Source organism: Haloferax sp. Atlit-48N (genome assembly GCF_003383015.2).
In the GTDB taxonomy this organism is placed as follows: Archaea; Halobacteriota; Halobacteria; order Halobacteriales; family Haloferacaceae; genus Haloferax; species Haloferax volcanii.
This window is the reverse complement of the sequence record NZ_CP137689.1, coordinates 1,207,439-1,229,701: the sequence shown is the minus strand read 5'-3', so window position 1 is coordinate 1,229,701 and position 22,263 is coordinate 1,207,439. Positions and strand designations below refer to the sequence as shown.

At 68.5% G+C, this 22,263-nt stretch carries 23 protein-coding genes; 15 read left to right on the top strand and 8 right to left on the bottom strand.

Annotated features, from left to right (window positions below; genetic code table 11):
* Window positions 1-3: 3 nt before the first annotated feature.
* The 3 genes from DEQ67_RS06695 (at window position 4) to DEQ67_RS06685 (ending at window position 2,156) form a co-directional block, all read left to right on the top strand.
* On the top strand, window positions 4-870 hold the full coding sequence (locus DEQ67_RS06695; RefSeq protein ID WP_115891267.1) for a hypothetical protein: 867 nt from the start codon (window positions 4-6) through the stop codon (window positions 868-870).
* A 122-nt stretch (window positions 871-992) separates the two neighbouring features.
* On the top strand, window positions 993-1,634 hold the full coding sequence (locus DEQ67_RS06690; RefSeq protein WP_186328121.1) for a LysE family transporter: 642 nt from the start codon (window positions 993-995) through the stop codon (window positions 1,632-1,634).
* Between the two features lie 96 nt (window positions 1,635-1,730).
* A complete protein-coding gene (locus tag DEQ67_RS06685; protein ID WP_004043618.1) occupies window positions 1,731-2,156 on the top strand; it encodes an OsmC family protein in 426 nt (141 codons plus the stop codon).
* A 63-nt stretch (window positions 2,157-2,219) separates the two neighbouring features.
* Here DEQ67_RS06685 and DEQ67_RS06680 read toward each other — a convergent pair whose 3' ends face one another.
* Entirely contained in the window at window positions 2,220-3,026 is an 807-nt protein-coding gene (locus DEQ67_RS06680; protein WP_115891268.1) for an aminoglycoside N(3)-acetyltransferase, read from the bottom strand.
* Between the two features lie 84 nt (window positions 3,027-3,110).
* On the opposite strand from DEQ67_RS06680, the gene DEQ67_RS06675 reads away from it, so the two are divergent.
* Entirely contained in the window at window positions 3,111-3,362 is a 252-nt protein-coding gene (locus tag DEQ67_RS06675) for a hypothetical protein (RefSeq protein WP_008609306.1), read from the top strand.
* Between the two features lie 2 nt (window positions 3,363-3,364).
* Here the strand turns inward: DEQ67_RS06675 and DEQ67_RS06670 are convergent, their stop codons facing one another.
* The 4 genes from DEQ67_RS06670 to DEQ67_RS06655 all read right to left on the bottom strand — a co-directional run bounded on the left by DEQ67_RS06670 (window position 3,365) and on the right by DEQ67_RS06655 (window position 7,104).
* A complete protein-coding gene (locus DEQ67_RS06670; protein ID WP_004063573.1) occupies window positions 3,365-3,589 on the bottom strand; it encodes a hypothetical protein in 225 nt (74 codons plus the stop codon).
* Window positions 3,590-3,903: 314 nt separating this feature from the next.
* Complete coding sequence (gene surE, locus DEQ67_RS06665) at window positions 3,904-4,695, bottom strand: 5'/3'-nucleotidase SurE (RefSeq protein ID WP_115859988.1); 792 nt, start codon at window positions 4,693-4,695, stop codon at window positions 3,904-3,906.
* A 105-nt stretch (window positions 4,696-4,800) separates the two neighbouring features.
* Window positions 4,801-6,204 carry a small ribosomal subunit Rsm22 family protein gene (locus DEQ67_RS06660; protein WP_115860779.1) on the bottom strand — a complete coding sequence of 468 codons (1,404 nt, stop codon included), beginning with the start codon at window positions 6,202-6,204 and terminating at the stop codon, window positions 4,801-4,803.
* An 87-nt stretch (window positions 6,205-6,291) separates the two neighbouring features.
* Window positions 6,292-7,104, bottom strand: coding sequence for a prephenate dehydrogenase/arogenate dehydrogenase family protein (locus tag DEQ67_RS06655; protein WP_004063578.1), 813 nt, complete (start codon window positions 7,102-7,104; stop codon window positions 6,292-6,294).
* 128 nt (window positions 7,105-7,232) lie between these two features.
* Here DEQ67_RS06655 and DEQ67_RS06650 point away from each other — a divergent pair, with 128 nt between their 5' ends.
* The 3 genes from DEQ67_RS06650 to DEQ67_RS06640 all read left to right on the top strand — a co-directional run bounded on the left by DEQ67_RS06650 (window position 7,233) and on the right by DEQ67_RS06640 (window position 9,581).
* The gene (locus DEQ67_RS06650) at window positions 7,233-7,934 is read left to right on the top strand and encodes a hypothetical protein (protein ID WP_115859990.1); all 702 of its coding nucleotides are present in this window, start codon (window positions 7,233-7,235) and stop codon (window positions 7,932-7,934) included.
* 114 nt (window positions 7,935-8,048) lie between these two features.
* Window positions 8,049-8,894 (top strand): SDR family oxidoreductase, encoded by an 846-nt coding sequence (locus DEQ67_RS06645; RefSeq protein WP_115859992.1) that lies wholly within the window; start codon window positions 8,049-8,051, stop codon window positions 8,892-8,894.
* Window positions 8,895-9,059: 165 nt separating this feature from the next.
* Window positions 9,060-9,581 carry a hypothetical protein gene (locus DEQ67_RS06640; RefSeq protein ID WP_004043626.1) on the top strand — a complete coding sequence of 174 codons (522 nt, stop codon included), beginning with the start codon at window positions 9,060-9,062 and terminating at the stop codon, window positions 9,579-9,581.
* A gap of 33 nt (window positions 9,582-9,614) precedes the next feature.
* On the opposite strand, the gene DEQ67_RS06635 is transcribed toward DEQ67_RS06640, so the two are convergent.
* Entirely contained in the window at window positions 9,615-10,790 is a 1,176-nt protein-coding gene (locus DEQ67_RS06635; RefSeq protein WP_115891269.1) for a M24 family metallopeptidase, read from the bottom strand.
* Window positions 10,791-11,114: 324 nt separating this feature from the next.
* Between DEQ67_RS06635 and aroA the strand changes: the two genes are divergently transcribed.
* Entirely contained in the window at window positions 11,115-12,407 is a 1,293-nt protein-coding gene (gene aroA / locus DEQ67_RS06630; protein WP_115891404.1) for a 3-phosphoshikimate 1-carboxyvinyltransferase, read from the top strand.
* Between the two features lie 66 nt (window positions 12,408-12,473).
* Window positions 12,474-12,794 (top strand): nucleotide pyrophosphatase, encoded by a 321-nt coding sequence (locus DEQ67_RS06625; protein WP_115802509.1) that lies wholly within the window; start codon window positions 12,474-12,476, stop codon window positions 12,792-12,794.
* On the opposite strand, the gene DEQ67_RS06620 is transcribed toward DEQ67_RS06625, so the two are convergent.
* Window positions 12,783-13,313, bottom strand: coding sequence for a DUF6653 family protein (locus tag DEQ67_RS06620; RefSeq protein WP_115891270.1), 531 nt, complete (start codon window positions 13,311-13,313; stop codon window positions 12,783-12,785). The two genes, DEQ67_RS06625 and DEQ67_RS06620, sit on opposite strands and share 12 nt — an antisense overlap.
* A gap of 106 nt (window positions 13,314-13,419) precedes the next feature.
* Here DEQ67_RS06620 and aroC point away from each other — a divergent pair, with 106 nt between their 5' ends.
* The 6 genes from aroC to DEQ67_RS06590 all read left to right on the top strand — a co-directional run bounded on the left by aroC (window position 13,420) and on the right by DEQ67_RS06590 (window position 21,453).
* Window positions 13,420-14,577, top strand: coding sequence for a chorismate synthase (gene aroC / locus DEQ67_RS06615; RefSeq protein WP_115891271.1), 1,158 nt, complete (start codon window positions 13,420-13,422; stop codon window positions 14,575-14,577).
* A gap of 199 nt (window positions 14,578-14,776) precedes the next feature.
* Window positions 14,777-16,672 (top strand): 2-oxoacid:acceptor oxidoreductase subunit alpha, encoded by a 1,896-nt coding sequence (locus tag DEQ67_RS06610; RefSeq protein WP_115802507.1) that lies wholly within the window; start codon window positions 14,777-14,779, stop codon window positions 16,670-16,672.
* A gap of 3 nt (window positions 16,673-16,675) precedes the next feature.
* On the top strand, window positions 16,676-17,614 hold the full coding sequence (locus DEQ67_RS06605; protein ID WP_004043633.1) for a thiamine pyrophosphate-dependent enzyme: 939 nt from the start codon (window positions 16,676-16,678) through the stop codon (window positions 17,612-17,614).
* Between the two features lie 117 nt (window positions 17,615-17,731).
* Window positions 17,732-18,160, top strand: coding sequence for an HTH-type transcriptional regulator LrpA1 (lrpA1, locus tag DEQ67_RS06600; RefSeq protein ID WP_004043634.1), 429 nt, complete (start codon window positions 17,732-17,734; stop codon window positions 18,158-18,160).
* Window positions 18,161-18,279: 119 nt separating this feature from the next.
* A complete protein-coding gene (gene dinB, locus DEQ67_RS06595; RefSeq protein WP_115891272.1) occupies window positions 18,280-19,608 on the top strand; it encodes a DNA polymerase IV in 1,329 nt (442 codons plus the stop codon).
* Between the two features lie 63 nt (window positions 19,609-19,671).
* Window positions 19,672-21,453 carry a helicase HerA domain-containing protein gene (locus DEQ67_RS06590; RefSeq protein WP_115859998.1) on the top strand — a complete coding sequence of 594 codons (1,782 nt, stop codon included), beginning with the start codon at window positions 19,672-19,674 and terminating at the stop codon, window positions 21,451-21,453.
* A 45-nt stretch (window positions 21,454-21,498) separates the two neighbouring features.
* Here DEQ67_RS06590 and tpiA read toward each other — a convergent pair whose 3' ends face one another.
* Window positions 21,499-22,143, bottom strand: coding sequence for a triose-phosphate isomerase (tpiA, locus tag DEQ67_RS06585; RefSeq protein ID WP_115802504.1), 645 nt, complete (start codon window positions 22,141-22,143; stop codon window positions 21,499-21,501).
* Window positions 22,144-22,263: the final 120 nt, after the last annotated feature.

The following is a 22,263-nucleotide window of genomic DNA, read 5'->3' as shown; positions in this document are numbered from 1 at the left end:
CACATGGCCACGAACGAACTGCTCGGCCTCGTCGCCGGCGCGGTACTCCTCGGAGCCGTCCACGGCGTCGAACCGGGTCACGGCTGGCCCGTCGCCGCGTCGTACGCGCTCGACCAAGCGAACAAGTGGGTGTACGGGTTCGCGGCGAGTCTCATCCTCGGGGTCGGCCACCTCGTCAGCAGTATCGCGATGGTGGGCGTGTTCTTCTACGCGAAGGCGTACTTCGACCTCACGCAGGTCAACGAGCCGATTACGGTACTCGGCGGCGTCCAAATCGGCGGCCCGGTCAGTCTCGTCGCCGGCGTCTTGCTCATCGTACTCGGTATCCGAGAGTACACCCACGGGCATTCTCACGGCACGCACGGGCACGACGACGACGACCACGGGGGCCACAGCCACGGCGATGACCACGGCGAGGGCCATGACCACGAGCATTCACACGACGACCGCGGCCATAGCCACTCACACGACCACGACGGTCACACCCACGACCACGACGACAGCGGACTGTTCGCTCGCCTGAAGCGTTTCGTCCCCTTCGTCGGCGGACACTCCCACTCGCACGGCGACCTCGACGACGCCGCGGACCGCGGTCTCCTCGGTATCGCGTGGTTCGCGTTCGTCCTCGGCTTCGCCCACGAGGAGGAGTTCGAGATTATCGCGCTCTGCGCCGGGTCGAACTACTGTCTCGAACTGATGAGCGCCTACGCCGTCACCGTCGTCGTCGGCATCGTCGGGCTGACGATGCTGCTGATTGCGGGCTACGAGCAGTACGAAGACGAGGTCGAGAAGTACACGCCGTATCTCCCGGCGTTCTCCGCGGCCGTGTTGGTCCTGATGGGCCTCGGCTTCATCACGGGACTGTTCTGAGCGGGTCCGACCACCCGGCCCCAACGTCGATTGCGACGGCGGTCCGTTCGGCCCCGGCGATAGAGCTATCACCCGGCGACGCATCGGAGCGGTCACGAAGGTGATGTCTATTAACCGCCACAATCGGAATCTTCGTCCGCGGACTCGTTCTCGGCGTCTCGATAGCCGCGCCGGTCGGTCCAATCGGCGTCCTGTGCATCCAGCGAACGCTTTCTAAGGGCCGGCGCTCCGGCTTCGTCAGCGGACTCGGAGCGGCGTCCGCGGACGCGGTCTACGGGGCCATCGCGGGGTTCGGCCTCGCCGCGCTCTCGTCGGTGCTGCTCGGCCACCGCAACGCAATCGCGCTCGCTGGTGGGGCGATTCTCCTGTACATCGGCATCCGGTCGATTCGGGGCGACCCGGCGTCCGTCGAGTCGGCACCGACGACCGAGCAGTCGGCCGTCGTGTCGCCCGACTCGAACGCCCGGACGCTCGCGGCCGACTTCGGGTCGACGTTCCTCCTGACGCTGACGAACCCGGTGACGATACTGGCGTTCGTCGGCATTTTCGCCGGCTTGGGCGTCGGCGTCTCGGGCGACTACCTCGCGGCGGCGGTCCTCGTCGCGGGCGTCTTCGCCGGGTCGGCGCTCTGGTGGTTCGTCCTGAGCGCCGCCGTCGACCGCGTCCGGGAGCGAGTCACCCCGGCGGTCCTCCGTCGGGTGAACCAACTCGCGGGCGTCGTCATCGTCGGGTTCGGCGTCGCGGCGCTCTGGAGCGGCCTGTGACGGGCCACCCGGCACCTCCGCATCCCGCCGGTTCGGTCCCCTCGAACGCTTCGCCGCCGCTATCTCCATATCGCTTGCGACCGTAGTGTGCGTGTCATGCCCACGCACAAGGCGGAGACCACGTGGACCGGCGGCAAAGACGGAAGCGGCGAGTTCTCGACCGAGAGCGGGACCGTCGAGGGGACGTTCACGTTCCCGACGCGGTTCGAAGACGAACTCGGGTCGAACCCCGAGGAGCTCATCGGCGCGGCCCACTCCGGCTGTTTCTCGATGCAGTTGACCGCGTTCCTCGAAGGCGAGGGCTACGCGCCGACGAGCCTCCACACCGCGGCCGACGTGCATCTCGACCCGGCCGACGGCGGCGGCTTCGAAATCTCGCGCATCGACCTGACGCTCGACGCCGACGTGCCCGGCATCGACGAGGAGACGTTCGACGACCTCGCCCAGCGCGCAAAGGAAAACTGCCCGGTGTCGAAGGCGCTCGCCGGGCCGGAACTCACGCTGACCGCGACGCTCGCCTGAGGGCGCGCGTCGCCTGCCGTGTTGTTTTTGTGAGCCGACCGAGTCGGCCGCGACACCCCACTTTCAGCGGTTCGACTCGAACCAGTCTTCGGCGAAATCGACCAGCGCGGGCTGGTCGAAGAGCGTCGCCGTCGCGGCCGCGACCGACCCCTCGGTCGCGCCGACGGTCGTCTCGAACGCCTCGCCGACCGCTTCGAAGTCGTCGGTCTCGACCTCGATGTCGTCGTACTCGACGACGACGCGCTCGCCGTCTCGGAGCAGCGGCGCGCGCTCTCTCGTCCGCGTCTTTTCGAAGTCCGCGCGGTGCTCGGCGAGGTGGAGCGACGTGTTGTTCCCGTGGCCGACGCCGAGTAAGAGCACGTCGCCGCCGCGGTCGTACACCCGCGCCAACGGCGACCCGTCGCCGAGGCCGTAATCGAGTTCGTGGCCACCGACGATTTCCTCGGCGGCCGCGCCCCACGCCGCGAAGGAGACCGTCGGATGCTCGCTGCGGACGACGCCGGGGTAGTTGCGGAAGCACTCGGGCACCGCGCCCATCCCGCGGGTCGGCGTCACGTCGGGGCGGAACGGCGGCATCGACTCGCCGATGGTTTCGACCCAGTCGTCGGGGACCGGCGGGTTCTCCCACACCGACGGGTCGGTGTACTGGCCGGTGTGGGTCGGCATGACCAGCGTCCCGTCGTCGGTCAGCACCGTCTGGAGGGCGTCTACGACCGCCTGCGGGCCGCCGGCGACCCAGCCGAGCGAACTGAGCGACGAGTGGACGAGGAGGGTGTCGCCGCGCTCGACGCCGAGCGCGCGGAGGTCCGCGGCGAACGAATCCACGGTTCCGGGTTCGTCCACGCGCTCGACGGCGTCTGCTTCGGACATACGCGTCCGTCGGCCGGCCCGGGATTCAATCTTTGGTGTCGGCCGACCGAAAGGACCACGTTCGCCCCCGGCGACGCGTTCGACATGTCACGCGTCTCCGCCCGTGACGCCCTCCGCTACGCGACCGAAGACGACGCCATCGCGCTGTTCGCCGTCATCGTCGGCGGTTGGGTGTTGCTGACTATCGGCACGTTCGCCCTCGCGGGCTACGGGTTCGGACTGATGTTCGCGCTCGGAATCGTCGCTTCGCTCGCCGGGGCGTTCGCGGCGTTCGCCGGCGTCGTCGGCCTCGCGTACAAACTGCTGGTCGACAGTCGGCGGACGGTGTCGGAATAACGTCAGTTCACCGCCCGGGAGAAGCCGACGTAGGTCACGTAACAGAGCCCGGCCGTCACGAGAAAGACGAACTGGTAGCCGGTGTTCGAGACGATGTCGAGGACCGACTGCGCCGGTCGGAGCAGTTTCAGCCACAGCACCATGCCCACACCGAGCATCGCGACGAGCCAGAGACCTCCCAAGAGCGGCCGCTGTTTCAGATAGTCGTTGAGTTCGTCGCGGTTCATGTCATTTGAGACATAACTCACTCGTGAAAAGATTGCGATGACTGCTGGGCCGTCGCGTGCGAGGGTGTCCGCGAATCACCGCTAGCGGGTCGCTCCGTCTGTCGGGACCCGGGGTCGCGGCCTCAGAAGAACCGCTCGAACAGCCGACCGAGGAGGAGGATGACGAGCGGGAGGCTGAACAGCACCGCGATAGCGACGAGGAAGCCGGTGACGATTCCCGACCGGCACCCGCGGCCTGAAGAACCGGAGTCATCGGTCTCGTCGGCGCTTCAGGCCCCTCGGCTATACGTTTTGTTGCCCGCTTCCCGCTTCGCTCACTCCAGATACGTCTCGGCGAGCGCGTCCAGCGCCTCGTGTCGGTGGGTCGTGTGCGGCGCGGTCAGCGGTGAGACCGACACGCGACCCTCGACGACGGCCCGGCGGTCGGTGCCGTCGGGGTCCGGAATATCGCCGGTTTCCATCCGCTCCCAGACGCGGTCGTGGAGCTTCACGGTGCCGTTTTCGAACTCCGCGGTCATGTCGTACAGCTCCGAGGGAACTGTCACCTGCATGTCCGCGGGTCCCCCGTCGGGACCGGACACGGGCGCGTTGACGTTGAGGTAGTCGCACTGCTCGAAGACGCCGGCGGGTTCGGCGTGTTTGACGAGGTACGACGCGGCGTTGGTCGCCTCGCGGAAGTCCCGCGGGTCGGTCGCCTTCTCGTGCCACGGCAGGTCGCCGCCGGCGGGGACGTACAGCGAGAGGGCGATGGCGGGAACGTCGAAGAACGCGGCCTCGACGGCGGCGCTGACGGTCCCCGACCGGCCGAGGACGTACGCGCCGATGTTGGCTCCCTTGTTGATGCCGGAGACGACCATGTCCACGTCGGGACACAGCGCCTCCAACCCGGCGACCGTGCAGTCGGCGGGCGTCCCCTCCAGCGCGTAGCCGAGTTCGTGCTCGGCGACGACCGCGTCGGTGGACATCTTCCGGCCGACCGCGCTCTGGTCCGTCGCGGGCGCGACCGCGGTCACGTCGGCGAACTCCGAGAGGGCGTCGTAGAGCGCGCGGAAGCCCACGCTCTCGATGCCGTCGTCGTTGGTGAGGAGGATGCTGGGTTCGCTCATGGTCCGACTCGGGACGGAGGCCGCAAAAAGCCACCCGTCGGGCGGGGCGCGATAGGGTTGTCAGCGGGCGGGCGAAGTCGGACGGCGGCGGCCGACGCGGGCCGCTCAGGCGACGCGGTCCACGAGCGTCTCGTCGTCGACGACGAGGTTGTACGCCCCCTCGTCGTCGTTCCAGAGCGCGAGGACGTTCTCGAAGACGAGCACGTCGCCGTAGTCGGCGTCGGCCACGTCGGCGTTCAGCACGGTGTCGCGCGTGCGGACGGCGTAGTGGTCGACCGCCTCGCTCCCGTCGCCGATTTTGAACACCTGGTTGTTCCCCTCCGACAGGTCGTGGCTCAGTTTGACCGCCAGCAGGTCGATGCGGTTCGTCACGTGGCGTTCCATCTCGGCCATCTTGGCGAACCGCGCGGGGTTGCCGCGCACGTCGAGGCGGCGCTCGCCGTCGGTGCGGAGGACGCTGTACGAGTACTGCACGTCCACGTTGACGAAGGTGCCCTCGTCCTCGTCGCCCGCGCGCCCCTCGTCGAGGCGGCGCTGGAACCCCGGCACGTCGAGGTCGGGCTGCACGTCGAACGACCAGCCGCGGTCCGAGGGCGCGTAGCCGTCCCAGAGGCGGAGCGCCGGCGAGTACACCGTCACGTCGCCGTCGGCCGGCGCGACCTCGCGTTCGACCTCGCGGAGGCCGATGCTCGTGTTCCGGTCGGCCGGCGCGATGGCGACGACTGCGCCGTCGGCGGCGAGCGCGTCGAGGTACTTGCGGACGACCGCGGCGGGGTCGTCGAGTTCGCTCAGGACGCTGGCGAACAGGACGAGATCGTACTCGCCGTCGGGGGCGAACGCCTCGGCGGTCTCGCGGTGGACGGTCGTCCGGAAGTTCCGGCGCGTCTCGCCGAGCATCCGGTCGAGCACGTCCGCGGAGGCGCTCGGTTCGACCGCGTGGTAGTCCACGACCGAATCGTCGGGGAGGTAGTCGTGGAGGCCGAGCGCGGGGCCGCCGGTTCCGGCACCCACGTCGAGCACGCGGGGGTTTCGCGGGAGTAGGCTCCGCTCCGCGAGGTCGGAGAGGACGTAGCCGACGGCCGCGTAGTAGTCCGGGAGGTGGTATATCGCGTAGCCGAGCGCGGCGTCCTCGTCGTACTCGACGGGGGTGCCCCGGTAGTAGTCCTCTTTCAGTTGGCGGACGCGCTCCCGGAGGCGGTCGCCCGACTCACCGACGTGCCAGTTCGCGCCGTAGCGCCCGATGAGCAGGTCTTCGAGGGCAAAGGAGTAGTCGTCGGGGAAGGCCGCGGGCGACCAGTTCCGAACCGGCGCGGGGTCGGCGTTCGCGGGGACGAACGTGCCGTCCTCGCGCTCGAACAGGCCGAGGTCGTGGGCCTCCTCGCGGAGCGTCTGTTTCACCACGGCGGGGTGGGGCGCGCCCTCGATGTAGTCGGCTATCTCGTCGGGGTCGACGGGGCGGACGTTTCTGAGGTACTTCGCGTTGTCGCGGACGGCGTCTCTGTCTATCATCGGTGGGCTGTGGAGCGAGTCGCCGTCGCCCGCGCGGGAGCTGTCGGCCCGCCGCGGGGCGTCGGCGTCGGCGTCTCCCTTCACTCGTCACTCGACAGGGTCGTGCTTGTCGGTCTGGTCGCGGGTGCGGTCGTCGGCGACGCGGTCGGCTCCAGCGGCGACACCGGAGTCGGCGCGGGAGACGCGCCGGTAGAGGTCGTCGAACGCCTCGTCGTCGGCCGCCGCGAGTTCGCGGGCCGCGTCGGCGACGCGGTCGGCCCCGTCGCCGAACGAGGACTGGATGTCCGCGTACACGCGCGGGGTGCCGCCGGCCACCGAGGCGACGAGCTCGTCGAGCGCGGCCGAAATCGGCGTGGCGAACTCCTCGCGCACGTCGTCGGCGGCGAGGCCGAACGAGAGGACGGCCGCGTGGGCGGCCGCCTGCACCGTCTCCATCGCCGCGTCGTGTTCCTCGGGCGTCGTCTCGAAGACGCGGTTGCCGGCCGCGTCGAGGTCGGAGAGCAGGGCGTCTGTGTACGCGCCCGGTTCGTCGGCGACGGCGGCGACGTTGCCGGGGGCGTTGTGCGGGGCGAAAAGCGGGTGGAGGCTGAGGCGCTCGCGGTCGGGGAGGTGGTCGCGCATCGCCGCCACCGGGGGTTCCATCGCGCCGGTCACGTCGCACATCGCGGCGTCCGCGCGGTGGGCGTTGCCGGCGACGGCGTCGGCCGCGAGGCGCATCGGGACCGCGAGACAGACCACGTCGAACCGCTCGTCGCCGTCCAGCGGGACCGCCCGCCCGCCCAGCGCGTCCGCTGCGGCGACCGCGCTCTCGGGGTCCGCGTCGGCGAACGCGAGGTCGGCGTCGACGGTGCGGCCGAACCAGCGTCCCATTGCGCCCGCGCCGACGATGAGCACGTCCATCGGTACGGGTGTGGAGGTGCGGCGGGCAAAAGGGAATCGGTGGCGGCGGGTGTGGCGAGACCGGGGTCGGCCGGAGGCGTCCGAACCACCAGTTATTTCGCTGACAGACTGGACGCTAACGAACGACGATGCCCTCCCCCAATTCAGACACCAACGCCGACCGCCGGACTCGAAGACGCGTCCTCGCCGGACTCGGGTCAGCGGCCGTCGTCGGCATCGCCGGTTGTAGCGGGCGAGTGCCCGGACTCGGCCCCGAACGAGTCGGTGCCGAGACGACGGTACGGGACGGAAGCGGTTTGGGGTCTCCCGAAATCCTCTGGCGGTACCCGCGGCGCGAGGGCGACGAAGACGGCATCGGGTACGCGGCCGTGGATGCGAGACGGGTCGACCGCCTCGAAGGCCGCTTCCCGACGCTGTCGCTCCAGTTCAACTCGACCGTCGGCGGACTCGCGGCCGACGAACCCTACGAGGGATACCGTCTCGACTGGTTCCGCTTTCGGTTCGAACCGCCGTCGTCGTACGAGCAGGCGACCAGCTACGCGGCGCGCGTCGAGCCGCCGGGACAAGGAGAAGGGGACGGGTTTTCGACGTATTACGACCGCGAGAGCACCACTAAGCGGACCGTCATCGAACTCCGAGACGTGAAGATGCAGGGGACGATTCTCGTCCCGGCCGTGTTCGCCCCGACGACCGAGTCGCTCCCGAAGACGCTGTACTGTCAGTTCACCGTGCAGGCGTCGCGCCCGGGACTCGGTGGCAAGACCGTGCGCGCCAGCGGCGAAGGTAATCTCCCGCTGGACGGTCTCAGCGGATTCTCTCCGTCGGACTGAGCGACCTCTGCGCGGAACTCCCGACGAGACGCTCACCCGCGCCCGACCCGCAAACCGCGTTCAACCGACTCCCGGTGTGCGAACCGTCAAGTGGTCGATGGCCGATAGGAAACTATGGCATTCGATGATGTTGATTTCGAGGGTCGGACGGCCTTCATCACGGGAACCAGTCGCGGCATCGGGAAGGCCATCGCGCTCGACCTGGCCGACCGGGGCGCGAACGTCGTCTCGACGGGCAAGACCGTCGACGGGCGCGAGGACCTCCCCGGGACCATCGTCGAGACGACGGAGGAGATACGCGAGCGCGGCGGCAGTTCCATCTGGTGCCAACTCGACGTGCGCGACGACGCTTCCGTGCAGACCGCCATCGACGAGACGGTCGACGCCTTCGGCGGCATCGACTTCGTCGTCAACAACGCGGGCGCGATTCACATGGCCGGCTTCGAGGACACGCCGCCGAAGCGGTTCGACCTCCTCATGGACGTGAACGCCCGCGGGGCGTACGCGACGACGCACGCCGCGCTCCCGCACCTCCGCGAGAGCGACCACGCCCACGTCGTCACGTTCTCGCCGCCGATGCCCGCCCGGCCCGCCCCGGGGAAGGTGGCCTACGCGCTCTCGAAGTACGGCATGACGTTCATCGCGCAGTCGCTCGCGGGCGAACTCGACGCCGACGACGTCGGCGTGAACGCGCTGTGGCCGGTCGCGGCCATCGAGTCCGAGGCGACGCGACACTTCGGGATGGGCACGCCCGAGGACTGGCGCACCCCGCAGATTATGTGCGACGCCGTCGCCGAACTGTTCTCGCGCGACCCGACCGACTGTACCGGCAACGCGTTCTACGACGAGGAACTGCTGTCCGAAGCGGGCGTCGACGACTTCTCGTCGTACGCCGTCGTCGAGGGGAGCGAGCCCGGACCGATGTCGGCCCGGCTGTTCGACCCGGACTACGAGCGCTGACCCCGGTTATCGGCGCTGAGACTCGGAGGCGGACGTTTATGTTCGATGAACTCGAAATACTGTGCGATGAGTTCATGCGTCGGCGCTGTGAACCCGGTCTCTCCGACGCGATATTCTACCGAATCGGCAATTAGACTTAACTACCGGTGGGGAATCGCATAGCGCATGGAGTTCCCTCGCCTCCCGACACGCGACACGAGCGGTCAGAAGGTCGTCCTCCCGGACGACCTAGAGGGTGAACAGACGCTCGTGCTCATCAGCTTCGACCGCCGCCAGCAGTCGTTGGTCGGGTCGTGGCGCGGGTTCGCAAAGGAGTTGTGCGAGACGTACGGGCATTTCGAGTACTACGAACTGCTCGTCCTCGGCGGGCGAAGCGGGATGATGCCGCCGATGTCCGGCGGCGGGATGTCTCCGGAGGCGGCCCGGAGCCGAACCCACGACAACGCGCTCATCGCGCGAGTGGACAAGACCGCGCTCCAGCGCCGCCTCGGACTGCTCGGGGAGGGCAACATCTACGCGCTTCTCATCGAAGACGGGACGGTCGTCCGACAGGCCGCCGGCGTGCTCACGCCCGAGACGGGCGACGCGCTGGAGGACCTCTTGAAACAGTGGCGCGAGGCCAACTCCGGGTGGACCGACGCGTCGCCCGCCGGCAGCCCGACCGGCGACAACGCCCTCGACAGCTAAGTTTTCACGCCGGTTTCGCGTCCGTCGCGCCGGCTACTCGACGACGAGTTCGACCGGGTACTCCGTCAGGTTCTCGTAGCCGTCCTCGGTGACGACCACGAGGTCCTCGATTCTGACGCCGCCGATTTCGGGGTCGTACAGCCCCGGCTCGATGGTGATGACGTGACCGGGCCGAAGCTCCTCGCCGCTCGGACTCAGCGACGGGAGTTCGTGCACGTCGAGGCCGACGCCGTGGCCGGTGCTGTGGATGAAGCCGGTCTCCGCCGAGGGGTCGGCGCGGAGCGTGCTCTCGCCGGCCGCCTCGTACACGTCGCAGACGGCGTCGTGGACGTCTTTGCCGGTCGCGCCGGGTTCGACGGCGTCGAGGGCGGCCTCGAACGCCTCCTCGGTGAGGTCGAACCACTCGCGTATCTCGGGCGACGGCTCGCCTTTCACGAACGTCCGGGTCATGTCGCCGTTGTACTTCGTCTCCTTGTCGCGCGGGAAGATGTCGATGATGACGGCCTCGTCGGCTCGGAGCGGGCCGCTCCCGCGGTCGTGCGGGTCGGCGGCGTCGGCTCCACAGGCGACGATGGTCTCGTCGAGGGCGCAGCCGTGGCGCAGGAGCGTCACCTCGATTTCCTCTCTGACGCGCTCGCTCGTCAGCGGTTCGCCCTCGTAGGTGAGCGTGCCGTCGTCGGCCACGTCGGCGTCGCGGATGAGGCCCTCGGCGGCGCGCATCGCGGCCTCGTTGGCGTCCTGTGCGGCGTGGATACGTTCGACTTCCTCGTCGGCTTTCACCGCGCGGATGTTCGTGAGCACGTCGTCGGTCTCGGCGTCGACCGCGACGCCCTCCTCGCGCAGGGCGTCGGCGGTGCCGAGCGGGAAGTCCGCGGGGACCGCGAGCGAGTCGACCCCGTGGTCAGCGAGGAACGCCGCGACCGTCTTGGCCTTCCCGACGACCGCGCCGTGTTCGGCGTGGTTGTCGCGGTAGTCGTAGTCCGAGAGTCGAGAGACGGTGTCGGCGCGGCTCTCCTTTTTCGCGCGGCCGAACTCCAGCGTCGAGACGAGGAGGTGGATTCCCGCGGGCGTGTAGAGCGTCACGTACGGGTCCGGCGCGTCGAACCCGGAGAGATACAGCTGGTTGGAGTCGCTGCCGTCGGCCAAGATGAGATAGCCGTCGAACTCGTCGCCGAGGAACTCGGCCAGCGGTGAGAAATCGGGTTCCATACGCCGGGGTTCGCCCGGCCGGTAGTAAAACTCTCGCGTCGCGGTCGGCGGGTTCCGGTATCGGCACCGCGACACGCCTCTTCGGGCGAGAGACGCGCCGCGGATTGACCGCCGGAACTCGCCGCGACCGCCATGCGAGCGTCGCGTGGCTCGCCGGCGCAACGGTCCGCTTCGACGGTGAGGTTCTACCGGACGTACGGTACGCTCCCCCGCGATATATGTTTGTTGGCAGACACGAAATCGAGCGACCGCGTCGCCGTCGCCGTCCGGGAGAACGTCGCCGCGTCCGGTACCCTGATACCGGACCCTGCCGACCCCTCGCGTATGGACGCGCACGTCACCCCGTCTCGGGTCGCCGGACGCACCCGAGCGCCGCCGTCGAAGAGTTACACCCACAGAGCCGTCCTCGCCGCGGGTTACAGCGACGAGGCGGTCGTCCGCGACGCGCTCGTCAGCGCCGACACCAAGGCGACCATGCGCGCGGTCGAGGCGTTCGGCGGGTCGGTCGACCGCGACGGCCAGACGGTCGAGGTCGCCGGCTTCGGCGGCCGCCCGGGCACGCCCGACGACGTGGTCAACTGCGAGAACTCGGGGACGACGATGCGCCTCGTCACCGGCTGTGCCGCCCTCGGAGAGGGCCTGACGGTCCTCACGGGCGACGCGTCGCTCCGGTCGCGGCCCCACGGCCCGCTTCTCGACGCCGTCTTCGACCTCGACGGCCGCGCCGAGAGCACGCGCCGCAACGGGCAGGCCCCGCTCGTCGTCGGCGACGGCATGACCGGCGGCACGGTCGAGATTCCCGGCGACGTGTCCTCGCAGTTCATCACGGCGCTCCTCATGGCCGGCGCGGTCACCGAGGAGGGCATCGACGTGGAACTCACGACGGAACTCAAATCCTCGCCGTACGTCGATATCACGCTCGAACTCCTCGCCGACTTCGGCGTGGAAGTGACCCGGACCGACGCCGGCTTTTCGGTCCCCGGCGGCCAGTCGTACGCCCCCGAGGGCGGCGCGTACAGCGTCCCCGGCGACTTCTCGTCTCTCTCCTATCTGCTCGCGGCCGGCGCGGTCGCCGGCGCGGAGGGCGAAGACGTTGTCATCGAGGGCGCGCGGCCGTCCGCGCAGGGCGACAGCGCCATCGTCGACATCGTCCGCGACATGGGCGCGACGGTGGACTGGGACGAGGACGCCGGCGAACTGGTGGTCTCCGCGGCCGACCTCACGGGGACGACCGTGGACGTGGGCGACACGCCCGACCTGCTGCCGACCATCGCGGTCCTCGGCGCTGTCGCCGACGGCGACACGGTCATCGAGAACTGCGAGCACGTCCGGTTCAAGGAGACCGACCGCGTGAGCGCGATGGCGGAGGAACTCGCTGAGATGGGCGCGAACGTCACCGAACAGCGGGACCGCCTCACGATTCACGGCGGCGAGACCGACCTCGTCGGCGCGGCGGTCGACGGCCGCGGCGACCACCGCATCGTCATGTCGCTGGCCGTCGCCGGCCTCGTCGCGGACGGCGAGACGACGATTGCGGGCAGCGAACACGTCGACGTGTCGTTCCCGAACTTCTTCGAGGCGATGCGCGACCTCGGAGCCGAGATGACCGAGCACTGAAGGCGCGACCCCACAGCGACCCGCACGGACGGAACTTTTTTCGCCCGCACGCACGCCGACGGTGGTATGTTCGACGCCGACGCGCAGGCGCTCCGCGAGCGACGGTCGGACGGCGAGTACCTTCTGCCGGCCTACGACGACTGGTGTTTCTCGCGGATTCCGGGGACCGTCGCAGACCTGCTCGGCGCGGACGCCGGGCCGCGACTCCCCGCCGAAGCGACCGACGGCTACGACGGCGTGTCGCGCGTGGTCGTCCACCGCGACCTCGGCGTCTGGTACGGCGACGAGGACGGGGGCAAACTCGACTTCGTCGCCATGCACGGCGACCTCCACCCCGACGAGATGCTGATTCCGTTCGCCACGGCGACGCTCGATTCACTCCGCTGAGTCGGCGTCGGGGCCGCGGCCCGTCACGCCCGTCTCCTTCACGACGGCGTCGACCCACCAGAGTTTGAGGACCATCACGCCGAGCGTGCCGAGGAACGTGCCGACCGGCCTGCGCCGTATGGCCGAGACGACGGCGTAGAGCGTGACCGGGACGTTGAGCACGTTGAGCACGTTCGGGTAGTCGAGCCCCATCGTCCCCCGCCCGGCGTCGAGCCACGCGCGCTCTGCGAGGACGATTCGGCTGAGGTAGTTGTCGGTGCGCGCGGGCCGCGGAAACAACACCGGGTTGACCGCGGTGAACGCGAGGGCGGCGAGAAAGAGCCGGCGGTCCCGGCGGTAGACGGCGTACATCAACACCGGGTAGACGAGGATGCGCGTGCCGGCGCTCCACGGGTTGGCGTGGCGCTCCCAGAACGCCGCTTCGAAGCGGTCGCGGAGGCCGGAAGCGGAAGGAGACGCGGCGGCGGGGTCGGAGTCGAGAGCGGAGGCGGCGGGGTCGGTGGAGGGCGGTGAATCCATACGCTCGGTTCGTCCGCGTCGAGCATGAACGTGGGGGCGCCGAACCCCCGCCCACGATTGCACCTTTCTACAAACACTAAATGGGCGGCCACCCGAGGGGCGGGTAATGAACGGCAACGAATTCGGTCGTCTCTTTCGGATGACCACCTACGGCGAGAGCCACGGCGACGCGATGGGCGTCACGATATCCGGCTGTCCCGCCGGCGTGGAGCTGTCGGTCGAAGACGTCCAGGCGGAACTGGACCGGCGGAAACCCGGCCAGTCGATGATTACGACGAGCCGCGGCGAACCGGACGCCGTCGTCGTCAACTCCGGCGTGCAGGACGGCTACACGACGGGCACGCCCATCGGGATGGTCGTCCAGAACAAGGACGCCCGCTCGGGCAAGTACGAGCCGTACGTGACCGCGCCGCGGCCCTCCCACGGCGACTTCACGTACTCGGCGAAGTTCGGCACGCGCAACTGGGGCGGCGGCGGGCGCTCCTCGGCGCGCGAGACGGTGAACTGGGTCGCCGCCGGCGCGGTGGCCAAGCAGGTCATCGAGCAGAGCGACCACGACATCGAAATCAAGGCGCACGTGAATCAGATTGGCGACGTGGAAGCGCCGGAGGTCTCCTTCGACGACCTGTGCGAGCACACGGAGGAAAACGACGTTCGCTGCGCGCACCCCGAGACGGCGGCGGAGATGCAGGAGCTCATCGAGGAGTACCAGAAGGAAGGCGACTCCATCGGCGGCTCGATTTACTTCGAGGCGCAGGGCGTCCCGCGCGGCCTCGGCGCGCCGCGGTTCGACTCCGTTTCGGCGCGGCTCGGACAGGCGCTCATGTCGGTGCCGGCGGCGACGGCGTTCGAGTTCGGCCTCGGCCGCGAGGCCCGCGAGTGGACCGGCCACGACCGCAACGAGAACTGGGAATTTGATGAAGAGGGCGACCCCCGACCCGTCGGCAACAACCACGGCGGCATCCAGGGCGGCATCACCACCGGCGAGCCTGTGTACGGCGAACTGACGCTCCACGCGCCCACGTCCATCCCGAAGAAACAGCGGACCGTCGACTGGGAGACCGGCGAGGAAAAGGAGATTCAGGTCGTCGGCCGGCACGACCCCGTGCTCCCGCCCCGCGGCGTCCCCGTCGTCGAGGCGATGCTCTACGTGACCGTCCTCGACTTCATGCTCCTCGGCGGACGCATCAACCCCGACCGCCTCGACGGGGGGGCCGGCGAGTACGACACCCCGTACCACCCGTCGAGTCCCGACAACGAGTAGCGAACCCGATTCCGAGTTATCGTTCACTCTATTCCGCGGGCGTGACAGTCCGTTCGTCCACTTTCGACGGTGGGAGAGTGAGTCAGTTTAACAATATTAAGACCTTCATTATCTTTACTTGTTAATCCATAGCAAAGTCTTTAATCGGACCCTCCCCAACTTTTCAGGTAGCGCCCCAGCGGGGCCGTGAGCTCAACATATGACTGACCACGAACTTATCTGGCGTATCGCAGGGGGTTCCGGTGACGGTATCGCCTCGACGAGCCAGAACTTCGCCAAAGCCCTGATGCGAGCGGGGCTACACGTTTTCACGCATCGACACTATCCGTCGCGCATCCGCGGTGGCCACACGTACACGGAAGTGCGCGTCAGCGCCGACCCCGTCAAGTCCCGCGGCGACGGGTACAACTTCCTCCTCGCGCTCGGTGACTCCTTCGCCCGCAACCCGAGCGAGGGTGCCTACTACGGCAACGAGGAGATCAAGCCGCTGTCGGAGAACCTCGACGAACTCGACGAAGGCGGCGTCATCGTCTACGACTCCGGCCTGCTCGACGCCTCCGAAATCGAGGACTTCGACGAGCGCGTCGAAGAGAACGACTGGCACGTCTACGACATCGACCTGCGCACCATCGCCCGCGAGCACGGTCGCGAGGTCATGCGCAACACCGCCGGCGTCGCCGTCACGTGCGCCATCGCCGGCATCGAACCCGACGTCATCAAGAGCCTGATGTCGGACGCGATGCCCGACAAGATTCTCGAACCCAACCTGACCGTCTTCGACGACGCCTACGAGATGGTCCAAGAGGAGTACGACGTCGAGGCTCCCGACGTGTCCGCGCCGACCGGCGAACACGACGAAGAGCAGGTGCTTCTCTCCGGCTCCGACGCCATCGCGTACGGTGCCATCGACGAAGGCTGCCGCTTCATCGCGGGCTACCCGATGACCCCGTGGACGGAAGTCTTCACCATCATGACCCAGAACCTCCCCGAACTCGGCGGCATCTCCGAGCAGGTGGAGGACGAAATCGCCGCGGCCGCGCTGGCAATCGGTGCCTCTCACGCGGGCGTCAAGGCGATGTCCGGGTCGTCCGGTGGCGGCTTCTCGCTCATGTCCGAGCCGCTCGGTCTCGCGGAAATCACCGAGACGCCGCTCGTGCTCGTCGAGGCCATGCGCGCCGGCCCCTCGACGGGGATGCCGACGAAGCCCGAGCAGTCCGACCTCGAACACGTTCTGTACACCTCGCAGGGCGACTCCCACCGCATCGTCTTCGCGCCCGGGAACGCCGCCGAGGCGTACTACCAGACGCGCAAGGCGTTCCAGATCGCCTACGAGTACCAGATTCCGTCCATCGTCCTCTACGACCAGAAGCTCGGCGGCGAGCTCTCGAACGTCCCGGCGTCGGTCTTCGACGAGGAGCCGAACGCCGACCTCGGCTCGGTCCTGACGGAAGCGGAACTCGAAGACGCGCCGCACGACGACTCCGGCAAGTACCAGCGCTTCCAGCACGACACCGAAAACGGCGTCTCGCCGCGTTCGCTGCCGGGCCAGAAGGGCGGTCGCTACCTCGCAACGGGTAACGAGCACATGCCCGCGGGTCACATCTCGGAGTCCCCCGAGAACCGCGTCGCGCAGATGAACCGCCGCATGCAGAAGGTCGACAACATCCGTGCCGAACTCGACGCAGACGGCGAGTTCAACACGGTCCACGGCGACGAGGACGCCGACCTCGGCCTCATCACCTTCGGCAGCCAGCAGGGCACCGTCGAAGAGGCCGCCGACATCCTCAACGAGAAGGGCCACTCGGTCAAGGTCCTCGGCGTCTCCGAGATGATGCCGTTCCCGAAACAGCAGGTCGCGGAGTTCCTCGACAGCGTCGACGAAGCGCTCGTCGTCGAGATGACCGCCTCCGCCCAGTTCCGCGGACTCATCTCCAAGGAACTCGGCGGCTACGGCGACCAGATGTCGAGTCTCCTCAAGTACAACGGCAACCCGTTCGAGCCCGCCGACATCGTCGAGGGCTTCGAGACGGCGCTCCTCGAAGGCGAGGAGCTCCCAGACAACCGCACGAAGTTCGTCCCCAAGGTGGGTGAATAAATCATGAGTGCATTCAGCGCAATCGGTGAAGAAACGGAGCAGGACCAAAACGAGTTCACCCCCGGACTCGAACCCCAACCGACGTGGTGTCCGGGCTGCGGTGACTTCGGTGTCCTCAAGGCGCTCAAAGGCGCGGCGGCCGAACTCGGCCTCTCGCCCGACGAGATGATGGTGACGACCGGCATCGGCTGTTCCGGCAAGCTCAACAGCTACTTCAACAGCTACGGCTTCCACACCATCCACGGCCGCTCGCTGCCCATCGCCCGCGCCGCCAAGCTGGCGAACCCCGGTCTGACCGTGGTCGCCGCCGGCGGCGACGGTGACGGCTACGGCATCGGTGGCAACCACTTCATGCACACCGCCCGTGAGAACCACGACATCACCTACATCGTGTTCAACAACGAGATCTTCGGCCTCACGAAGGGCCAGACCTCGCCCACGTCGCCGATGGGTCACAAGTCGAAGACCCAGCCCCACGGCTCGGCCAAGACGCCGCTGCGCCCGCTCTCGATGTCCCTGAACGCCGGGGCGTCGTACGTCGCGCGGACCGCGGCCGTCAACCCGAACCAGGCGAAGGACATCATCGTGGAAGCCATCCAGCACGACGGCTTCTCCCACGTCGACTTCCTCACGCAGTGTCCGACGTGGAACAAGGACGCCCGTCAGTACGTCCCGTACATCGACATCAACGACTCCGACGACTACGAGTTCGACAACACGAACCGCTCGGAGGCCTCCGAGATGATGTTCGAGACGGAGAACGCCCTCCACGAGGGCACCGTCCTCACCGGCCGGTACTACGTCGACGAAGACCGCCCGTCCTACCAGCAGGAGAAACAGCGCATCGGCGAGATGCCCGAAGAGCCGCTCGCGGAGCGCTACTTCGACGACTCCTACGAGTGGGAGCGGACGTTCGACAACTTCCTCGACAAGCACAAGTAACGCCGCCGACGCCGTCTCGGCGCTCGGTTTTCGGTCGATAGCCGCGCCGGTTCGATGTGACCGAGAACCCTTTTCGGATTCGCAAGATATTTTTCTCCCGTAGGAAAACCAACGGGCATGGAAACCACGTCCACGGAGGGACGCATCCTCGCGGTCTTGGAGGAAGACGCGAAAGCGTCGTACGCCCAGATTGCAGACCGGGCGGACGTGTCGAAGCCGACGGTTCGGAAGTACATCCGCAAACTCGAAGACGACGGCGTCATCATCGGCTACTCCGCCGACATCGACCCGAAGAAACTCGCCGGACAGTCCATCGCCATGGTCGGCATCGACGCGACCAGCGAGCGCTACGTCGAGGTCACGCGCATCCTCAAGGAACTCGACTCGGTGGAGGCGCTCTACACCTCTTCCGGCGACCATATGCTGATGGCCGAGGTCCGCGCCGTCGACGGCGACTCCCTCGGCGACGTCATCTCCGACGAGATTCTGTCCATCGACGGCGTCACGGCCGCACACCCCTCGTTCCTCCAAGAGCGACTGAAGTAACGCGCCCGGCTCGGCCGAGAAGCCGACGACCGCGACTGACTCGCCGCGTCCGTTCCCTCCCGCGTTACGTTCGCCGCGCTATCTGAAGCTTCAGGTGCGTCGCGCCCGTCCACTCGACCATGGCGGAGGAGACGCTGCCGGGCACGGCCGACGACGACGGTCCCGACAGCATCGTCCTTCACGTCGACATGGACTGCTTTTACGCCGCCTGCGAGCGCCTGCGCGAACCCGAACTCGAAGGCGAGCCGGTGGTCGTCGGCATGGGCTACGAGCCCGGCGAGGGCCACGGCGCGGTCGCCACCGCGAGCTACGAGGCCCGCGAGTTCGGCGTCGAGAGCGCCCAGCCGATTTCGACGGCGCTCGAACGCCTCCCGCGCATCGACGACCTCGGGCCCGACGACGACCCCGCGGCGGCGGGCCACTACCGCACCGTCGACCTCGAATTCTACAAGAGCGTCGCCGCCGACGTGAAGGCGATTCTCCACGACTGCGCCGACGTGGTCCGCGAGGTGAGCATCGACGAGGCCTACCTCGACGTGACCGACCGGACCGCGTGGGACCTCGCGGCCTCGGGCGACCGGACGCTGGCGGAGGGCTTCGCCCGCTACGTGAAACAGCGCATCGCCCGCGAGGTCGGCGTCGCGGCCTCCATCGGCGTCGCGCCGAACATGTCGACCGCGAAAATCGCCTCCGACTTCGACAAACCCGACGGGCTGGTCGTCGTCCGCCCCGGCGAGGTGCGGTCGTTTCTCGCGCCCATCTCGGTCGAGGAAGTCCACGGCGTCGGGCCCGTGACGGCCCGAAAGCTCGGGTCGCTCGGTATCGAGACGGCGGGCGACCTCGCCGACGCCGACGCCGCGGCCCTCGAGGCCGAGTTCGGCTCCCGCGGCCGCGAACTCCACGAGCGGGCGCGCGGCTACGACGACCGGACGGTCACGCCGACGGGCCGGCCCAAGAGCCTCTCGCGGGAGTCGGCGTTCACCGACCCGACGGACGACATCGAAGACAAACGGGAGGTCGTCCGCGCCCTCGCGGCCGACGTGGCCGACCGCGCGCGCTCTCGCGGGGCGATGTACCGGACCATCGGCATCAAGGTGGTCGTCCCGCCGTTCGACATCAACACGCGAGCCACGTCGCTTTCCGGGCCCGTCGACGACCCCGAACTCGTCGAGTCGGTCGCGCTCGACCTGCTCGACGCCGAGTTCGCGGAGACGACCGTCAGAAAGCTCGGCGTCCGCGTCTCGAAGCTCTCCTTCGCGGACGCCGACCAGTCGAGCCTCGACGGCTGGGAGTCCGCGGAGGCGGGCGAGACGGGCGGCGACGGCGACGAGCGCGTGAGCGACGAGCCCGAAGCGACCGCCGGTGACGACGGTGACGACGAGCCCCCGAACACCGGCGGCGAGGCCCCCTCGCGGGGCGGCCAGTCGTCGCTCGTCGAGTTCGACTGACTCCGCGGGACCGACGGGGCGAGGGGGAGGAACTATGGCGTCCGAGGGAGTCCACCAAACCGGATGACGGATTCGGACACGGAAACCATCTCGGTCGCCGAGATCAGCGACGGTCCAGGGGGAGAGGGAACCGAAGAGCCGGGGACGACGGTCGACCTGCCGGTGGTCGACATCCTCACCGGCCGGGGGTTCGTCACGGGCAAGTCGGGGTCGGGCAAGTCGAACACGGCGTCGGTCATCATCGAGAACCTGCTGTCGGCGAACTTCCCGGTGCTCATCGTCGACACCGACGGCGAGTACTACGGCCTCAAACAGGAGTTCGAACTGCTCCACGCCGGGGCCGACGACGAGTGCGATATCCAGGTGAGTCCCGAACACGCCGAGCGACTCGCCACGCTCGCGCTCGAACAGAACGTGCCCATCATCCTCGACGTGTCCGGCTACCTCGACGACGCGGCCTCCGACGAACTGGTGACGGAGGTCGCAAAACACCTCTTCGCGAAGGAAAAGAAGCTCAAGAAACCGTTTTTGATGCTCATCGAGGAGTGCCACGAGTACATCCCCGAGAAGGGCGGAATGGACGAGGCGGGCAAGATGCTCATCAAAATCGGAAAGCGCGGCCGCAAACACGGCCTCGGCGTCGTCGGCATCTCCCAGCGCCCCGCCGACGTGAAAAAGGACTTCATCACCCAGTGCGACTGGCTCGTCTGGCACCGCCTCACGTGGCGCAACGACACCAAAGTCGTCGGGCGCATCCTCGGCTCGGAGTACGCCGACGCCATCGAGGACATGGGCAACGGCGAGGGCTTCCTCGTCACCGACTGGTCCGAGTCGATTCGGCGCGTGCAGTTCCACAAGAAAGAGACGTTCGACGCGGGCGCGACCCCCGGCCTCGACGACTTCGAGCGCCCCGACCTGAAGTCCGTCGACGGCGACCTCGTGTCGGACCTCAAGGAGATTTCCGACGAGAAGGCGAGACAGGAGAGCCGCATCGCAGACCTCAGACAGGAAATCGACAAGAAGGACGCGCGGATTCGACAGCTCGAACGGGAGTTAGAGGAGGCGCGGGACCTCTCGCGGATGGCCGACCAGTTCGCGCAGGCGATGTTCCAGAAGGCCGAAGCGCCCTACCGCGGCGGCGGCGGCCGCAACCTCAACCGCCCCGCCGACAAGCAGGCCGCCCTCGGCGAGTACGGCGGAAGTGCCGACGGCGACGTGGCGGACGCGGCTGCCGACGCCGCGACCGACGCCGACGCCGGCGACGACGGGGCCGCAGACGCGGACGCGCCACCCCGACAGCCGCTCGAAGCCCCTTCCGGGCCGCCGTGGCCGACCCACGGACTGCTCTCCGAGCGCGACGAGGCGGCGGCCGACGGCACGGGCGGTCCGAGCGGCGCGGGCGCGGCGAGCGAGGCGGCCCCGTCGGCCGGCGACGAGTCGTGGCTGGCGGACGCCGAGATGGGCGACTTCCAACCGGCCGAACTCCATCCCGCGCCGGGCGCGGAGAGCCGCCGCGATGTCGTCGACCGCATGACGGCCATCATCGACGCGTTGGGCGACGCCCACCACGGGATGCTCGCGCACTACCGCGAGCGCGGCGTCTCCGACCCGTTGGCGGCCCACGTCGCCGCGGGCGAGACCGGCGACCAGCACCTCGCTTACGGGCGAAATCGGTCGCTTCGTCGGGCGGGATTCATCCGGCACGCCGGCCGCGGGAAATACGAGTACGCGCTCCCCGACCTCGTGAGCGACGAGTACGCGGACCTCTTGGGCGACGACGAACTTCGGGAGACGGTCGCGGCTATCGAGGCGTCGTTCGTCGAAGAAGAAGCCGACGGCGAGTAGTCCAGCCGTCGTTCGGTCCCGGCGGTTTTCGACGCGCGTTACAGTTTACAGCCCGGAGACGAGGTCTTCGAGCGCCGCGCGCGGGTCGTCGGCCTTGGCGACGCCGGAGGCCAGCAGGATGCCGGACGCGCCGAGTTCCTCGGCGGTCACCACGTCGTCGCCGGTCGAGATGCCAGCGCCGCAGTAGACATCGACGTCTTCGTCGACGTTGGCCGCGGCGTCGACGGCGTCGGTGACGATGCCGGGGTCGGCCGTCGCGACGGAGACGTCGCCGCCGATGAGTTCCGGCGGCTCGACGGCGACCGAGTCGGGGCCGAGCGCGGAGACCGCGCCGATTTGGGCGGGGTTGTTGGCGCAGACGCAGGTTTCGAGGCCCGCTCGCTCGGCGGCTTGGACGGAGCCGTCGATGTCAGCGAGCTTCAGGCGCTTTTCGGAGTGGTTGATGAGCGTGCCGACCGCGCCGGCCTCGGCGACGGCCTCGGCGAGGGTGCTGCCGGTGTGGCTGCCGTGGCCGTTCGGGTCTACGTGCTGGGCCCACGTCTCGACGCCGGTGTCTGCGACGCGGGAGATGTCGGCCGCCTGCGGGGAGACGGCGATGCGGACGCCGGACGCCTCGGCCACGTCGCGCGCGGCGGTGGCGACTTCGATGGGGTCACACGGGTACGCCTTGAGGTTGACTAGGATGAACACAATCGAACTCGCGTCCGGCGAGACTAATAGATTGGTTTTCGTGGGCGCGATTGCCACGAGACGGCGTCTCGCGGGCGGAAAATCGTGATAGACGAATCGAAGGGTTCGGTCGCGCGGGTC

Bases quoted from the DNA above. Each gene is read 5' to 3' on its own strand.
- DEQ67_RS06695 (WP_115891267.1), top strand. From the start codon at position 4: ATGGCCACGAACGAACTGCTCGGCCTCGTCGCCGGCGCGGTACTCCTC.
- DEQ67_RS06685 (WP_004043618.1), top strand. From the start codon at position 1,731: ATGCCCACGCACAAGGCGGAGACCACGTGGACCGGCGGCAAAGACGGA.
- DEQ67_RS06680 (WP_115891268.1), bottom strand. From the start codon at position 3,026: ATGTCCGAAGCAGACGCCGTCGAGCGCGTGGACGAACCCGGAACCGTG.
- DEQ67_RS06675 (WP_008609306.1), top strand. From the start codon at position 3,111: ATGTCACGCGTCTCCGCCCGTGACGCCCTCCGCTACGCGACCGAAGAC.
- DEQ67_RS06670 (WP_004063573.1), bottom strand. From the start codon at position 3,589: ATGAACCGCGACGAACTCAACGACTATCTGAAACAGCGGCCGCTCTTG.
- surE (WP_115859988.1), bottom strand. From the start codon at position 4,695: ATGAGCGAACCCAGCATCCTCCTCACCAACGACGACGGCATCGAGAGC.
- DEQ67_RS06660 (WP_115860779.1), bottom strand. From the start codon at position 6,204: ATGATAGACAGAGACGCCGTCCGCGACAACGCGAAGTACCTCAGAAAC.
- DEQ67_RS06655 (WP_004063578.1), bottom strand. From the start codon at position 7,104: ATGGACGTGCTCATCGTCGGCGCGGGCGCAATGGGACGCTGGTTCGGC.
- DEQ67_RS06650 (WP_115859990.1), top strand. From the start codon at position 7,233: ATGCCCTCCCCCAATTCAGACACCAACGCCGACCGCCGGACTCGAAGA.
- DEQ67_RS06645 (WP_115859992.1), top strand. From the start codon at position 8,049: ATGGCATTCGATGATGTTGATTTCGAGGGTCGGACGGCCTTCATCACG.
- DEQ67_RS06640 (WP_004043626.1), top strand. From the start codon at position 9,060: ATGGAGTTCCCTCGCCTCCCGACACGCGACACGAGCGGTCAGAAGGTC.
- DEQ67_RS06635 (WP_115891269.1), bottom strand. From the start codon at position 10,790: ATGGAACCCGATTTCTCACCGCTGGCCGAGTTCCTCGGCGACGAGTTC.
- aroA (WP_115891404.1), top strand. From the start codon at position 11,115: ATGGACGCGCACGTCACCCCGTCTCGGGTCGCCGGACGCACCCGAGCG.
- DEQ67_RS06625 (WP_115802509.1), top strand. From the start codon at position 12,474: ATGTTCGACGCCGACGCGCAGGCGCTCCGCGAGCGACGGTCGGACGGC.
- DEQ67_RS06620 (WP_115891270.1), bottom strand. From the start codon at position 13,313: ATGGATTCACCGCCCTCCACCGACCCCGCCGCCTCCGCTCTCGACTCC.
- aroC (WP_115891271.1), top strand. From the start codon at position 13,420: ATGAACGGCAACGAATTCGGTCGTCTCTTTCGGATGACCACCTACGGC.
- DEQ67_RS06610 (WP_115802507.1), top strand. From the start codon at position 14,777: ATGACTGACCACGAACTTATCTGGCGTATCGCAGGGGGTTCCGGTGAC.
- DEQ67_RS06605 (WP_004043633.1), top strand. From the start codon at position 16,676: ATGAGTGCATTCAGCGCAATCGGTGAAGAAACGGAGCAGGACCAAAAC.
- lrpA1 (WP_004043634.1), top strand. From the start codon at position 17,732: ATGGAAACCACGTCCACGGAGGGACGCATCCTCGCGGTCTTGGAGGAA.
- dinB (WP_115891272.1), top strand. From the start codon at position 18,280: ATGGCGGAGGAGACGCTGCCGGGCACGGCCGACGACGACGGTCCCGAC.
- DEQ67_RS06590 (WP_115859998.1), top strand. From the start codon at position 19,672: ATGACGGATTCGGACACGGAAACCATCTCGGTCGCCGAGATCAGCGAC.